Origin of the sequence: Streptomyces sp. NPDC003035, assembly GCF_042888285.1 — a bacterium.
Lineage (GTDB): Bacteria > Actinomycetota > Actinomycetes > Streptomycetales > Streptomycetaceae > Streptomyces.
Map to the genome: position 1 here is coordinate 404,208 of NZ_JBIAPJ010000004.1, position 13,611 is coordinate 417,818.

At 71.3% G+C, this 13,611-nt stretch carries 14 protein-coding genes and 1 tRNA gene; 8 read left to right on the top strand and 7 right to left on the bottom strand.

The genetic code is table 11. The features are described 5' to 3' along the window. Window positions 1–100: 100 nt before the first annotated feature. The 6 genes from paaA (at window position 101) to ACFYV5_RS15055 (ending at window position 4,943) form a co-directional block, all read left to right on the top strand. A complete protein-coding gene (paaA, locus tag ACFYV5_RS15030; protein WP_389168515.1) occupies window positions 101–1,135 on the top strand; it encodes a 1,2-phenylacetyl-CoA epoxidase subunit PaaA in 1,035 nt (344 codons plus the stop codon). Further along, complete coding sequence (paaB, locus tag ACFYV5_RS15035) at window positions 1,132–1,419, top strand: 1,2-phenylacetyl-CoA epoxidase subunit PaaB (protein WP_355110670.1); 288 nt, start codon at window positions 1,132–1,134, stop codon at window positions 1,417–1,419. The genes paaA and paaB overlap by 4 nt, the downstream gene beginning before the upstream one ends. After that, window positions 1,416–2,141, top strand: coding sequence for a 1,2-phenylacetyl-CoA epoxidase subunit PaaC (paaC, locus tag ACFYV5_RS15040; protein WP_389168517.1), 726 nt, complete (start codon window positions 1,416–1,418; stop codon window positions 2,139–2,141). Before paaB ends, paaC begins: the two co-directional genes overlap by 4 nt. Further along, window positions 2,135–2,632, top strand: a complete 498-nt coding sequence (paaD, locus tag ACFYV5_RS15045) for a 1,2-phenylacetyl-CoA epoxidase subunit PaaD (protein ID WP_355110672.1) — start codon at window positions 2,135–2,137, stop codon at window positions 2,630–2,632. Before paaC ends, paaD begins: the two co-directional genes overlap by 7 nt. Beyond that, window positions 2,633–3,721 (top strand): 2Fe-2S iron-sulfur cluster-binding protein, encoded by a 1,089-nt coding sequence (locus tag ACFYV5_RS15050; protein WP_389168520.1) that lies wholly within the window; start codon window positions 2,633–2,635, stop codon window positions 3,719–3,721. A gap of 88 nt (window positions 3,722–3,809) precedes the next feature. Then, window positions 3,810–4,943: an acyl-CoA dehydrogenase family protein gene (locus ACFYV5_RS15055; RefSeq protein ID WP_355110983.1), complete on the top strand. Its 1,134-nt coding sequence runs from the start codon at window positions 3,810–3,812 to the stop codon at window positions 4,941–4,943. A 7-nt stretch (window positions 4,944–4,950) separates the two neighbouring features. Here the strand turns inward: ACFYV5_RS15055 and ACFYV5_RS15060 are convergent, their stop codons facing one another. The 4 genes from ACFYV5_RS15060 to ACFYV5_RS15075 form a co-directional block, all read right to left on the bottom strand. Next, entirely contained in the window at window positions 4,951–5,295 is a 345-nt protein-coding gene (locus ACFYV5_RS15060) for a rhodanese-like domain-containing protein (protein WP_389168521.1), read from the bottom strand. Window positions 5,296–5,337: 42 nt separating this feature from the next. Beyond that, window positions 5,338–6,168, bottom strand: a complete 831-nt coding sequence (locus ACFYV5_RS15065) for a hypothetical protein (RefSeq protein ID WP_389168949.1) — start codon at window positions 6,166–6,168, stop codon at window positions 5,338–5,340. Window positions 6,169–6,295: 127 nt separating this feature from the next. Continuing rightward, a complete protein-coding gene (locus ACFYV5_RS15070) occupies window positions 6,296–7,744 on the bottom strand; it encodes a DUF2252 domain-containing protein (protein ID WP_389168523.1) in 1,449 nt (482 codons plus the stop codon). A gap of 144 nt (window positions 7,745–7,888) precedes the next feature. Beyond that, window positions 7,889–8,956 (bottom strand): hypothetical protein, encoded by a 1,068-nt coding sequence (locus ACFYV5_RS15075; RefSeq protein ID WP_389168524.1) that lies wholly within the window; start codon window positions 8,954–8,956, stop codon window positions 7,889–7,891. Between the two features lie 91 nt (window positions 8,957–9,047). Between ACFYV5_RS15075 and ACFYV5_RS15080 the strand changes: the two genes are divergently transcribed. Next, the gene (locus ACFYV5_RS15080) at window positions 9,048–9,533 is read left to right on the top strand and encodes a MarR family winged helix-turn-helix transcriptional regulator (RefSeq protein WP_355110677.1); all 486 of its coding nucleotides are present in this window, start codon (window positions 9,048–9,050) and stop codon (window positions 9,531–9,533) included. Here ACFYV5_RS15080 and ACFYV5_RS15085 read toward each other — a convergent pair. The 3 genes from ACFYV5_RS15085 to ACFYV5_RS15095 form a co-directional block, all read right to left on the bottom strand. Beyond that, entirely contained in the window at window positions 9,530–10,189 is a 660-nt protein-coding gene (locus tag ACFYV5_RS15085) for a response regulator (protein WP_389168527.1), read from the bottom strand. The genes ACFYV5_RS15080 and ACFYV5_RS15085 overlap by 4 nt on opposite strands. A gap of 39 nt (window positions 10,190–10,228) precedes the next feature. Further along, window positions 10,229–11,905: a sensor histidine kinase gene (locus tag ACFYV5_RS15090; RefSeq protein WP_389168951.1), complete on the bottom strand. Its 1,677-nt coding sequence runs from the start codon at window positions 11,903–11,905 to the stop codon at window positions 10,229–10,231. A 243-nt stretch (window positions 11,906–12,148) separates the two neighbouring features. After that, window positions 12,149–12,235, bottom strand: a tRNA-Leu gene (locus ACFYV5_RS15095). Window positions 12,236–12,719: 484 nt separating this feature from the next. On the opposite strand from ACFYV5_RS15095, the gene ACFYV5_RS15100 reads away from it, so the two are divergent. Next, on the top strand, window positions 12,720–13,610 hold the full coding sequence (locus ACFYV5_RS15100; RefSeq protein ID WP_355110679.1) for a DUF3662 and FHA domain-containing protein: 891 nt from the start codon (window positions 12,720–12,722) through the stop codon (window positions 13,608–13,610). Window position 13,611 lies beyond the last annotated feature (1 nt).

Genomic DNA, 13,611 nt, shown 5'->3' on the forward strand with positions numbered 1-13,611 from the left:
CCTATCGGTCCACCGCAGTTATCCACAGGGTTGACACCATACGGGCCGTCGACCGACCATTGAAGTCATTCAACCGAACGATCGGTCGGTAGGGGGTCCGATGACCACAGGGACGTCAGCGACAGCGGTGACCGCGGACGCGGAAGACACACAGTCCGCGCGGGACGCGGCCACGGCAGCGACCCAGGCCGCCTACGAGGCGGTGTTCGACGCCGCCGTCGCCGCCGACGAGCGCATCGAACCACGCGACTGGATGCCGGACGCCTATCGCGCGTCCCTCGTCCGCCAGATAGCGCAACACGCCCACTCCGAGATCATCGGCATGCAGCCCGAGGCCAACTGGATCACCCGCGCGCCCTCACTGCGCCGCAAAGCGATCCTCATGGCCAAGGTCCAGGACGAGGCCGGCCACGGGCTGTACCTGTACAGCGCCGCGGAAACCCTCGGCACCAGCCGCGACGAGCTCCTCGACAAGCTCCACTCCGGCCGCCAGAAGTACTCCTCGATCTTCAACTACCCCACGCTGACCTGGGCCGACGTCGGCGCGATCGGCTGGCTCGTGGACGGCGCCGCCATCACCAACCAGGTCCCGCTCTGCCGCTGCTCCTACGGCCCGTACGCCCGGGCGATGGTCCGCGTCTGCAAGGAGGAGTCCTTCCACCAGCGCCAGGGCTACGAAGCCCTGCTCGCCCTCTCCCGCGGCACCGAGGCCCAGCACGCCATGGCCCAGGACGCGGTGAACCGCTGGTGGTGGCCCTCCCTGATGATGTTCGGCCCCCCGGACGACGAGTCGGCGCACTCCGCCCAGTCCATGGCCTGGAAGATCAAGCGTCACTCCAACGACGAGCTGCGCCAGCGCTTCGTCGACATCGCCGTCCCCCAGGCCGAAGCCCTCGGACTCACCCTCCCGGACCCGGACCTGCGGTGGAACGAGGAGCGCGGGCACTACGACTTCGGACCCATCGACTGGGCCGAGTTCTGGGACGTCCTCAAGGGCAACGGACCCTGCAACGAGCAGCGGCTCGACAGGCGGCGCCAGGCCCACGAGGACGGCGCCTGGGTCAGGGAAGCCGCCGCGGCATACGCCGACAAGCACGCACAGCAGAAGACGAAGCACGGGGAGGCAGGCGCATGACCACCGACGGATGGCCCCTCTGGGAGGTGTTCGTGCGCTCGCGCCGCGGACTGTCCCACACCCACGCGGGCAGCCTCCACGCGCCGGACGCCGAGATGGCCCTGCGCAACGCCCGCGACCTGTACACCCGCCGCAACGAAGGCGTCTCCATCTGGGTGGTCCCCTCCGCCGAGATCACCGCCTCCTCGCCCGACGAGAAGGACCCCTTCTTCGAGCCGTCGGCCGACAAGCCCTACCGCCACCCCACCTTCTACGAGATCCCCGAGGGAGTGAAGCACCTGTGACCGCACACAGCACCGCGACCACGGCCGCCGCCCTCGCCCTCGGAGACGACGCCCTCGTCCTCTCCCACCGCCTGGGGGAGTGGGCCGGCAACGCCCCCGTCCTGGAAGAGGATGTCGCCCTCGCCAACATCGCGCTCGACCTCCTCGGCCAGGCCCGCATCCTGCTCTCCCTCGTCGGCGACGAGGACGAGCTCGCCTACCTCCGCGAAGAACGGGCCTTCCGCAACACCCAGCTCGTCGAGCAGCCGAACGGCGACTTCGCCCACACCATCGCCCGCCAGCTCTACTTCTCCACCTACCAGCGACTCCTCTACGCCCGGCTGGCCACCGGCGACGGACCGCTGACCGGCCTCGCGGCGAAGGCCGTCAAGGAAGTCGCCTACCACCAGGACCACGCCGAGCACTGGACCCTCCGCCTCGGCGACGGCACCCCCGAGAGCCACCAGCGGATGCAGCGGGCCTGCGACGCGCTCTGGCGCTACACCGGCGAGCTGTTCCAGCCCGTCGACGGCCTCGACGTGGACCACGAAGCCCTGCAGAGCGCCTGGCTCGACTCCGTCACCACCGTCCTCGAAAAGGCCACCCTCACCGTCCCCAGCGGGCCCCGCACCGGCGCCTGGGCCGCCGGAGCCGGCCGACAGGGCCTGCACACCGAGCCCTTCGGACGCATGCTCGCCGAGATGCAGCACCTGCACCGCAGCCACCCGGGGGCGACATGGTGACCATGACGGACCTGGAGCGGGAGCTGAGCCGGATCGCCGGCGCCGTCCCCGACCCCGAGCTGCCCGTCCTCACTCTCGAGGATCTCGGCGTCCTGCGCGGCGTCCAGGTCCTCGGCCCGGGCCGCGTCGAGGTCGAGCTCACCCCCACGTACACGGGCTGCCCCGCCATCGAGGCGATGTCCAGCGACATCGAGCGCGCCCTGCACGAGCACGGTGTGCCCGAGGTCTCCGTCGTCACCGTCCTCGCACCCGCCTGGTCGACGGACGACATCACCGACGAAGGACGGCGCAAGCTCGCCGAGTTCGGCATCGCCCCGCCCCGCCCCCAAGGCCCCGCCGGTGGACCCGTCCCCCTCACCCTGGCGATCCGCTGCCCGCACTGCGGCTCCACTGAGACGGAACTGCTCAGCCGGTTCTCCTCCACCGCGTGCAAGGCGCTGCGCCGCTGCACGGCCTGCCGCGAACCGTTCGACCACTTCAAGGAGTTGTAGATGCCGTCCTCACAGGTCGGTCGGGCTGGGTTCCACCCGCTCCGGGTGAGCGACGTCGAGCAGCTCACGGACGACTCGGTGGCCGTCACCTTCGCGGTCCCGCCCGAGCTGCGCGAGACCTACCGCCACACCCCCGGCCAGCACCTCGCCCTGCGCCGCTCCGGGCGGGACGGCGACGAGATCCGCCGTACCTACTCGATCTGCGCCCCCGCCGCCCCCACCGGCCAGGAGCCCGTCCTGCGCGTCGGCATCCGGCTCGTCGACGGCGGCGAGTTCTCCACGTACGCCCTCAAGGAACTGGCCGTCGACGACACCGTCGACGTCATGGAACCGATGGGCCGCTTCACCCTCGCCCCCCGCCCCGGCCACTTCGCCGCCGTCGTCGGCGGCAGCGGCATCACACCGGTCCTGTCGATGGCGGCGACCCTCCTCGCACAGGAACAGGCCGCCCGGTTCTGCCTCGTACGGAGCGACCGCACCGCGTCCTCCACGATGTTCCTCGACGAGGTCGCCGACCTGAAGGACCGCTACCCCGACCGCTTCCAACTCGTCACCGTGCTCTCCCGCGAGGAGCAGCAGGCGGGCCTCCCGTCCGGACGCCTCGACCAGGAACGGCTCACCGGCCTGCTCCCCGCCCTCCTGCCGGTCACGGACATCGACGGCTGGTTCCTGTGCGGCCCCTTCGGCCTCGTACAGAGCGCCGAACGCGCGCTGCGCGGACTCGGCGTCGACCGCACCCGGATCCACCAGGAGATCTTCCACGTCGACGACGGCTCGACACCCACCCCGGCACCCGGCGTCCGCGCCCCCGTCCACGCCACCCTGACCGCGACCCTGCACGGCCGCTCCGGCAACTGGCCCGTACAGGAAGGCGAGACGCTCCTCGAAACCGTCCTCCGCGCCCGCGCCGACGCCCCCTACGCCTGCAAGGGCGGAGTGTGCGGCACCTGCCGCGCCTTCCTGGTCGACGGCGAGGTGCGGATGGACCGCAACTTCGCCCTGGAACCGGAAGAGACCGAGGCCGGCTACGTCCTGGCCTGCCAGTCCCACCCGGCCACCGCGGAAGTGGAGCTCGACTTCGACCGCTGACGGCCCCCTCGGCACCGCGGCCATTCCCTTCCCCTAGAACGTGTTCTATCTTGACGACCCGTCAGATAGACAACGGGAGGGCATGGCCGTGGACTTCACCTTCACCGAAGAACAGCAGGCGGCCGTCGAGGCGGCCAAGGCAGTCTTCGCCGACGTCACACCCGACGGCGTACCGAGCCCCGCGCTCACCGCCCACGCCGTCGCCGACGACTTCGACCGACCCCTCTGGTCCCGCCTCGCCGCGGCCGACCTCCTCAGCCTCGTCCTCGCCCCCGAACACGGCGGCGCCGGCCTCGACACCATCGCCCTCTGCCTCGTCCTGCGCGAATCAGCCCGCGTCCTCGCCCGCGTGCCCCTCCTGGAGACCAGCGCGGTCGCCATGACCATCCAGCGCTACGCCACCAGTGACACCGCCGCCGCCCTTCTCCCCCGCATCGGACGCGGCGAACTCGTCCTCACCGCCGCCTCCAACGGACGCACCGGCCACGACCCCGCCGAACTCGCCGTCACCGCCCACCGCGACGGCACCCACTGGATCCTCGACGGCCTCCAGAGCGCCGTCCCCTGGGCCCACGGCGCCGACCGCATCGCCGTCCCCGCCCACACCACCGACGGACACACCGTCCTCGCCCTGCTCCCCCGCACCCACCACGGCCTCACCCTGGCCGAGCAGTACTCCACGAACGGCGAGCTCCTCGCCGAACTCCACCTCGACTCCGTCCGCCTCCACCACACGGACGTCATCGACACCGATGACGCCTGGGAATGGCTCCGCGGCGTCCTCGCCACCGGAACCTGCGCCCTCGCCCTCGGCCTCGGCGAGAACGTCCTCGCCATGACGAGCCGGTACACCGGCCAACGGGAACAGTTCGGCCACCCCGTGGCCACGTTCCAAGCCGTCGCCGTCCAGGCCGCCGACCGCTACATCGACCTACGCGCCATGGAAGCCACCCTCTGGCAGGCGGCCTGGCGCATCAGCACCGGAGCCGGCGGCCCACTGCCCCCCGCCGCGGACATCGCCGTAGCCAAGATCTGGGCATCGGAAGGCGTCCGCCGCGTCGTACAGACCGCCCAGCACCTCCACGGCGGCTTCGGCGCAGACACCGACTACCCCCTGCACCGCTACCACGCCTGGGCCAAACAGCTCGAACTCGCCCTCGGCCCCGCCGCCGCCCACGAGGAAGCCCTCGGCGACCTCCTGGCCGCCCACCCCCTCGGCTGAGGGCCGACTACAGGACGAAGCCCGGGCTGCCGTCGTTCGCCACCACCGGCCGCCCGGCACCGTCCCAGGCGAGCATCCCACCATCGACGTTCACCGCGTCGATGCCCTGCTGCACCAGATACTGCGTGACCTGCGCCGAACGGCCACCGACCCGGCACATCACATACGCGCGCCGCCCCTCGGCCACCGCCTCGGTCACCTCACCGAAACGCGCCACGAAATCGCTCATCGGCACATGCAGCGCGTCCACGACATGACCGGCCGCCCACTCATCGTCCTCCCGGACATCCAGCACCAGGGCATCGGCCGGCACGGAGGCCGCGTCCACCGAGGGCAGCGAGGCGAAGTTCATGGGACAGGCCTTCTCTCATCAGAACCGAGGTCTCGGAAAAACCTACTGCACCAGTGAAGCCAGCTCCGCCTCACGCTCGGAGACCTGCGCGAGCAGCTGCTCGGCGATCTCCTCCAGCAGACGGTCCGGGTCATCGGGCGCCATCCGCAGCATCGCGCCGATCGCACTCTCCTCCAGCTCCCGCGTCACCAGCGTCAGCAGCTCCTTGCGCTGCGACAGCCACTCGAGACGCGCGTACAGCTCCTCGCTCTCGCTGAGCCGCTCCTCCTCCGGCGCGGGACCAGCGGCCCACTCCGCGGACAGCTCGCGCAGCAGCGCCACGTCCCCGCGCGCGTACGCGGCGTTCACCCTCGTGATGAACGCGTCACGCCGCTTGCGCTCGTCCTCGTCCCGCGCCAGATCCGGATGGGCCTGACGGACCAGCTCCCGGTACAGCTTCCGGGCCTCCTCGCCGGGCCGCACCCGCTTGGGCGGCTGCACCGGCCGCTCGGTCAGCATCGCGGCGGCCTCGGGGGACAGCCCGTCGGAGTCGATCCAGTCGTGGAAGAGCTCCTCGACGCCGGGCATCGGCATCACGATCGCCCGCGCTTCCTCCGCCCGCCGCAGATCCTCCGGATCCCCGGTCCTGGCCGCCCGCGCCTCGGCGATCTGCGCGTCCAGCTCGTCGAGCCGGGCGTACATCGGGCCGAGTTTCTGGTGGTGCAGCCGGGAGAAGTTGTCCACCTCGACGCGGAACGTCTCCACCGCGATCTCGAATTCGATCAGCGCCTGCTCGGCCGCCCGCACGGCCTTCTCCAGCCGTGCCTCGGGCCGCTCCGCACCGGCCTCACCACCCGCGCCCGAGCTCGCGCCCGGGTCCACGTCCTGGTCCACGCCCACGTCCTCGCTCCGGTCCGTCACCCCACCAGCCTACGATCCCCGGGGGCCCCCTCCCCCCTCCCTCCCCCCGCCCCCGTCCCCCCGTGGCCGGTGCCGCCCTGTGGCGGGCAGGCGTCGGCCGTCACACTCCGAGCTCGGCCGCTATCCGGCCGTCGCGCACCGCGGCGACCAGATCGGCGTGGTCCGCCGTGGTGCGGTCCGCGTACGCGACGGCGAAGGCCGCGATCGCCTCGTCGAGCTCCTCGTTCTTTCCGCAGTAGCCGGCTATCAGGCGCGGGTCGGCGCTGTGGGCGTGCGCGCGCGCCAGCAGGGCGCCGGTCATGCGGCCGTAGTCGTCGACCTGGTCCGGTGTGAGGGCGGCCGGGTCGACGCTGCCCTTGCGGTTGCGGAACTGACGCACCTGGAAGGGGCGCCCCTGCACTGTGGTCCAGCCGAGCAGGATGTCGCTGACGACCTGCATCCGCTTCTGTCCCAGGACCACGCGCCGCCCCTCGTGTCCCGGATCCGGGGCGGTGAAGCCGACGGCCGGAAGGTGGGGGAGCAGGGCCGAGGGCCGTGCCTCCTTCACCTGCAGGACCAGTGCCTCGCCTCGGTGGTCGAGGAGCAGCACGACGTACGAGCGGGTTCCGACGCTGCCGGTTCCGACGACACGGAAGGCGACGTCGTGGACGGCGTACCGGGCGAGCAGGGGCAGCCGGTCCTCGGACACGGTGGCCAGGTACTCGCCGAGGGAGGCGGCGACGGCCGCCGCTTCCTGGTCCGGTACGCGCCGCAGCACCGGTGGCGCGTCCACGAAGCGCCGGCCTCCGCCGTCGGCGTCGGTCACGGACTGGGTCGATCTGGCGGCGAACCGTGCGCTGGTGTTGTTCCTGGCCTTCTCCGAGACCCGTTCGAGGGTGCCGAGGAGGTCGCGGGCGTCGGTGTGCGAGACGAGTTCCTCGTCGGCGATGGCGTTCCAGGCGTCGAGCGCGGGGAGCTTGGCGAGCAGGCGCATCGTGCGGCGGTAGGCGCCGACGGTGTCGAAGGCGGCGGCCCGGCAGGTGTCCTCGCTCGCTCCCGCCTCCCGTCCGGCGAGCACCAGGGAGGTGGCGAGCCGCTTGAGGTCCCATTCCCAGGGGCCGACGACGGTCTCGTCGAAGTCGTTGAGGTCGATGACGAGGCGGCCGCGGGCGTCGCCGTAGAGGCCGAAGTTGGCCGCGTGCGCGTCGCCGCATATCTGGGCAGCGACGCCGGTGACGGGGGAGCCGGCGAGGTCGTGGGCCATGAGCCCGGCGGAGCCGCGCAGGAACGCGAAGGGGCTGGCGGCCATCCTCCCGACGCGCATCGGTGCGAGTCCCGGCACGCGGTCGCGGCTCGACTCCTCGACGGCCCGGACGGCGTCGGGCCGGTCGCCGGTGAGTGTCAGCGTGCTGTGGGTGGTGCGCGGGACGCGCTCGCGCAGGATCTTTCCCTGTTCCTTGGGGACGTTCGTCGCCCCTGCGGCTGCCCGCTGTGCGAACCCGGGCACGTGCGGAACGCGCCGCCCTGCCATGCCTCGCTGTTCGGGTACCAGTGTCCGGATCTCGCCCATGGGACGTCCTCCCCCGACCTCGTGTGACGCTGTCCAACATCAACTGGGCCTGACGGTACCGCCGCGCTCGGCGGCCCGTCTGCCCCTGTGGACAACGGCCTGTGGACGACGGCCTGTGGACGACGGACTTCTGCGAACAGAAGCTCAGACGCCGACGGCCTCTTCCACCTCCTGCTCCCTCTCCTCCTCGGCCATGCTCCCCGCCCCCGTGGGAACGGCGGGAACGGCGGGAACGGCGGCGGCAGGCCGTCGACGTGCTTCCGCCAGGCCCGCGAGGGCCATCGCGGCGACTCCCGCGAGGAACCAGAGTCCGAGGACGAGGAGGTGTTCGCCGAGCGCGTTGCCGTCGAAGTAGACGTGGCTGCGGACGCCTTCGACGAAGCCGGCGCCGTTCCAGAAGGCATGCAGTGCGGCGAAGAAGCCGGGCTGGAGTTCGGGGCGGTAGATGCCGCCGGAGCTGGTGAAGTTGAGCATGACGAACAGGACCATCACGCCGAGGGTGGTCCAGCGGCGCAGGAAGGTGTGGAGTCCGACGCCGATCAGCAGGATCCCGGCCGAGTACAGCCACGACATGGCCCAGATCCCGCCCAGCCCGCGGTCGACGAGGTGGAACATCGGTCCGGCGAACACGGTGCCGATGAGGCTGACGATGAGCGACATTCCGGTGGCGAGGAGGGCGCGGATCCGCAGGGGGAGGACGGCGCCCGCGCCGCCGATGACGGCGACGGAGGCGTACGAGCCGATGCTGAGGGCGACCAGCAGGAAGAAGATGCCTTGCCCGGTCGGGTCGCCGTCGGAGACGGGCGCGACGTCGGTGATCTTCAGGGGCGCGTCCTGTCCGGCCGCGACCTTGGTGAAGGCCTTCTCGACGGCCATGGCGCTGGTGTCCGAGGAGGCGGAGGCGACGAGCAGTTCGGGGCGGGCGCCGGGGATGTAGGCGCCGTAGGTGGACTGGTCGCGCAGTGCGGAGACGGCGGTCTCCCGGTCGGCGACGGTGCGGACGTCGAGCGCGCCGGCGCTCTTGTCGTGGAGGGTCTGGGCGAGGACCTGGGTGGTGGGCCCCGAGCCGACGATGTCGACGCGCAGGTCGTGGGGCGTGGGGGCGTGGAAGGCGCCGAGGTAGGCGAGTCCCATGCCGAGGCACATGAGCAGCGGGGTGAGCAGGTGCCCGAGCACGTGCCGCAGCGCTGGCGATCTCGTTTCTGCGGACATGAGCCCTCCATGGTTGGCTTTTACAACTAAACAACCGTTGTACTATACAACCGAAAAGCGCCCGAGCACAGCGGGCCTCTGAGGAGCGCACATGACCGACGTCCCGACCGACGCCCCGCGCGAGACATCGGTCGACACCATCCAGCGGGAGCTGACGGCCTTCGCCCGCCGGGCCCGCGCCACGGCCGCCCGGCTTCACCCGGAGCTGCCGCTCGTCTCGTACACCCTGCTCGCGCACATCGTGGACCAGCGGGGCTGCCGCGCCACCGACCTGGCCGCCCACTACCTGCTGGACAAGTCGACGGTCAGCCGCCAGGTGGCCGGCCTGGAGAAACTCGGCCTGGTCGAGCGCCGGCCGGACCCCCAGGACCACCGGGTCCAGGTGCTGCACCCGTCGGAGGCGGGCACCCGTCTGCTGGCCTCCACCCAGGCGAGCCGTCTCGCCGCCTACCAGGAACGCCTCAACGACTGGTCGGCCGAGGACCTCGCCCGGTTCGCCGCGTACCTGCTCCGCTACAACGCGGCCGGCACGGCCGGTCTCTCCGACGGCCCCGGCGCCTCCACGACAGGCCGCTAGAGCCCGGCGTCGCGCGCCAGCAGCGCCGCCTGCACCCGGTTCTCGCACCCCAGCTTGGCCAGGATCCGGCTGACGTACGTCTTCACGGTGGCCTCGCTCATGTGCAGGCGCCGCCCCGCGTCCGCGTTGGACAGCCCCTCCCCGAGCAGGGCGAGCACCTCGCGTTCCTTCTCGCTCAGCGCCGCCACCCGCCCCCGCGCCTGCTCGGCGCGCGCCACCTCCCGCCCCGAGGCCAGCTGCTCCACCACGTGCCGGGTCGCCGCGGGCGAGAGATAGGCGTCGCCCGCCGCCGCGGCCCGTACCGCCCGGATGAGCTCGGCGGGTGCCGTGTCCTTGAGCAGGAACCCCGCGCCCCCGTGCTCGAGGGCGCGCAGCACGTTCTCCCGTTCACCGAAGGTCGTGAGCACGATCACCTTCGTCGAGGGCGCCGCCCGGCGCAGTTCGGGCAGTGCGGAGAGCCCGTCGAGAACCGGCATCTGGATGTCGAGGAGCACGACGTCGGCGGCGTGCGACCGCGCCTGCTCGACCGCCTCCCGGCCGTTCGCGGCCTCCGCCACCACCTCGATGTCCTGATCCGAAGTGAGGATCATCCGGATCCCGGCCCTGATCAGCGGTTCGTCGTCGGCGATCACGACCCTGATGCGCTGCCCTGTCACAGCTACTCCCCCACGGCTACCGATTCGGGCGGGTCAGCGCTAGCGCTCGACCTCGTACGACTTCTTCTCGATCAGCTTGCCGTCCTTGAAGCAGAACCGGAAAACCGGCTCGGTCTCCAGGCTGTCGCCGACCTCCGAGGACATGAGGACCAGGCACTTCGAACCCTCCGGCTCCTTCGGGCCCTTGCCGTGCAGCCCGGTGGTGGCGATCGTGTCGCCGGAGGGCAGTTGGTCGCGCACCTCCTGCTCGGCCGTGCCGACCTGGACCCGGTCGTACGCGGCGGGTTCGATCATCCCCTCCCGCATCGATCCCATGAGGAAGTAGATGCCGAAGCCCCCGGCCACCAACAGCAGCACCAGCGCGGCGAAGGCGATCCCGCATCCCAGCGCGACCCCGCCACCCCTGCCCCTGCCCCCGCGCAACGCCATCGCCAGCTCCCGTTCCGTGAACGTCCAGTCGGTCGGTCCGACCGCGACCGGACCACCGTCGCCCACCACAGGCCGCGTCGACTGCTGCCGGAAGTCGTCGGCCGCATCGACCAAAGGCGCTGCCTCCACCACCCCGTAGGGGAGTACGCCGGCCACCCGGAACCCGCCGCCGTCGGCCGGGCCGGCGTGGACCATGCCGCCGACGAGCCGGGCCCGCTCGTACAGCCCGGTCAGCCCCTGTCCGCCGCTCACCACGTCCCGCGGCGGGGTCGCCACGGCCTCGTTGACGATCTCGATGACGAAGGAGTCCGGCTCGTACCGCACTTCGACGTCGATCGGCGCGCCCGGCGCGTACTTGTAGGCGTTGGTGAGGGCCTCCTGGACGATCCTGTACGCGGCGTGGTCGGCGGCCGGCGGCAGGGGCTGGTGCTCCCCGCGCCGCCGCAGCTCCACCCGGTTGCCCGCGGCCCGCGCCGCCTCGACGAGCCCTTCGATACCGGCGGTCCCCCGCGCCGCCCGTCCCGATTCGTCGCCGGCCCGTATCGGTGCGGCGAGCTCCTCGGCCGGCGCTTCGACGCCGTCGCGCAGGATGCCGACGACCTCGCGCAGCTCGTGCATCGCGGTCACCGACGCGTTCCGCAGCACTCCGACGACCTCGCGTTGCCGGTCGGTCAGTTCGCGGTCGACCTCCAGGGCTCCGGTGTGCACGGAGATCAGCGCCAGTTGGTGGCCGAGGCTGTCGTGCATGTCCTGGGCGATGCGCTGCCGCTCGCGGAGCCGTGCCTGCCCCGCCACCATGGCGCGCTCCCGCAGCAGCTGGGCGTTGCGCTCCTGCAGCGCGTGCAGCAGGCTCCTGCGCTGGGTCCAGTACCGGTTGGCGAGGCCGGGCGCCAGCGTCGTCGCCAGGTAGTACAGCGTCGCCATGAAGACGACGGTGAGGGACCGGTGGAGGTCCCAGATCTCCAGCAGGCTCGCGGCGATGTTCAGTACGTACGCGACGGTGAACGCGATCAGGGCCCGCCCGGCGCCGGCGATGTACCTGCCGGCCGACCAGCCGACGAGTATCAGCAGCACAAGGAAGCCGGGGACGATGGGGGCGAGCCCACCGGTGACGATGAGGACGGTCGAGGGCAGCCGGCGGCGCAGCACCGACAGCACGGCGGCGGCCAGCGCCGCCCCGGCGAGCTGCCAGCCTTCTCCGCCGAGCAGTTCTTCCGTACCGGCGGCCAGCAGCGCCATGACGACGGCGAGCACCGCCTCGCCGGCGACCCTGCGCCGCGACCACATGGCGGGCGCCGCGAACCATTTCCATCCGGCGCCGATCCGGACCCTGATCTTCGAAGTCGCGTCCACGCCCGCACCCTAGGCAGCGCCCGGCCCGGCCCGCGGCTCTCTTTCGTCTCGTCCCACCGCGACGAACGTCTCACCCCGACGCCCTCACCCCGACGCCCTCAACGCGCACGAACACACACGACGCACCGCGCACACACGCGAAAGCCCCGTAGGTCGATGACCTACGGGGCTTCCGTCTGGTGCGCGAGGGGGGAGTTGAACCCCCACGCCCTTTCGGGCACTGGAACCTGAATCCAGCGCGTCTGCCTATTCCGCCACCCGCGCATTGGGTGTGCTCCGGGCTCCCTCACCTTTCGGTGCGATCGCCTGGCGACATCAGAAGATTAGCACGTCGCAGACCGTGGATTCACATCCGTTGTTTGCCCCCCTCCCACAGCGAACAAGGAAGACAGGGGCACCCACAGAGAGCCGGGCGAACAGCCGAACGAACCGACGCGCGAACACATGGACGGACGGATCGACGGACAGATCGACGGACGCACAGGGAAAGGAGGGACACTCGGCGTGAACGACGAGCCCACGGGTAACGGGAGGAACGGGACGGACCACCCTCGCCGCCCTGCCCCGCTCCCCCTGCTCGCTCCTCGGGTGCGGGACACTGTCCAGGGGCCGCCTCTACGATCCATGGGGAAGGCCTGTGAGAGGTGACACTCGTCCACAGGGCAGAGAAGGGGAACCAGCCGATTTCCCGACGCGTGGATACGATCAGTAAGCAGTACCAGGACGACAACGACGGAGGAGGTGCCCCATGGGAGTCCTGAAGCGTTTCGAACAGCGGCTCGAAGGTCTGGTCAACGGCACCTTCGCCAAGGTCTTCAAGTCCGAGGTCCAGCCCGTCGAGATCGCGGGTGCTCTCCAGCGCGAGTGCGACAACAACGCAACGATCTGGAACCGCGAGCGGACCGTCGTCCCCAATGACTTCATCGTGGAGCTGAGCGCGCCGGACTACGAGCGCCTCAGCCCGTACTCGGGCCAGCTCGGCGACGAGCTCGCCGGCCTGGTCAGGGACTACGCCAAGCAGCAGCGCTACACCTTCATGGGCCCCATCAAGGTCCACCTGGAGAAGGCCGACGACCTCGACACCGGTCTGTACCGGGTGCGCAGTCGCACCCTCGCGTCGAGTTCGTCACAGCACTCCGCACCTCAGCAGTCCCCGGCCGCCGGCCACCAGCAGGGCCGCGCTCCGGGTGGATACGGCTATCCGCCGGCCGGTGCTCCGCCGATGCCCGCCGCCCCGCCGCCGGGCGCGGCCGGTGCACACCGGCCCGGCCAGGCGCATGGCCAGGCACCCGGCCATGCGCCCGTCGCGGGCCGTCCCACGGCCGGTGGCCCCGGCCCCATGCCTGCCTCCGGCGCCCAGGTGCGCCGGTGGATCGAGATCAACGGCACCCGCCATCAGATCTCCCGCCCGACCCTGGTCCTTGGCCGCAGCACCGACGCGGACGTGAGGATCGACGATCCCGGCGTCTCCCGCCGGCACTGCGAGATCCGGACCGGAACGCCCTCGACGATCCAGGATCTCGGATCCACCAACGGCATCGTGGTGGACGGGCAGCACACCACCCGCGCTACGCTCCGCGACGGCTCGCGGATCGTCGTGGGCAGCACCACCATCGTTTACCGGCAAGCCGAAGGGTGAA